The sequence below is a fragment of the Burkholderia sp. AU45388 genome (genome assembly GCF_030481585.1).
In the GTDB taxonomy this organism is placed as follows: domain Bacteria; phylum Pseudomonadota; class Gammaproteobacteria; order Burkholderiales; family Burkholderiaceae; genus Burkholderia; species Burkholderia sola.
Genome location: NZ_JAUJPV010000082.1, coordinates 1 through 579, shown reverse-complemented (window position 1 = coordinate 579; position 579 = coordinate 1). Strand labels below are relative to the sequence as shown.

Below are 579 nucleotides of genomic sequence, written 5' to 3'. Positions count from 1 at the left end.
CGACACTCGGCGCACTCGTGATCCTGTATCACCCGAGCGACGCGCAGCTCGACGCGTTGCGCGGATGGCGGCACGCGTGCGACGCGCTGCTCGTCGTCGACAACACGCCTCGGCGCGACGCACGGGCTCGCGAACTGTGCGCACGCGAAGGCATCGCGCTGCTGCATCACGGCAATCACGGCGGCATCGCGGGCGCGTACAACGCGGGGCTCGCGGCGTTGTTTCGCGACGGTGTCGACGCGGTCGCGCTGTTCGACCAGGATTCGTCGGTGCCGGCCGCGTATTTCCCGACGATGCGCGATGTCTGCGCGGGACTCGCCGGGCGCGCGTTCCTGGCCGGCCCGCGCATCTTCGACGAGAACGCACGCAGCTTCCTGCCGGAACTCGCCACGAACGGCATCGGCTTGCGCCGCCTGCGCATCGAGCCGGGCACGCTGATGCAACGTTGCGCGTTCCTGATTTCGTCGGGCTGCGTCGTGTCGCGCGACGCGTTCGACGTGCTCGGCCGCTTCGACGAGACGCTGTTCATCGATCACGTCGATACCGAATACAGCTTCCGCGCGCTGTCGCGCAACGTGC

The 579-nt window shown here is 68.7% G+C and carries 1 pseudogene; it reads left to right on the top strand.

Going from position 1 to position 579, the window contains the following annotated elements:
* Window positions 1-579 (top strand): annotated as a pseudogene (locus tag QZM72_RS35550) (glycosyltransferase family 2 protein); the annotation flags it as partial.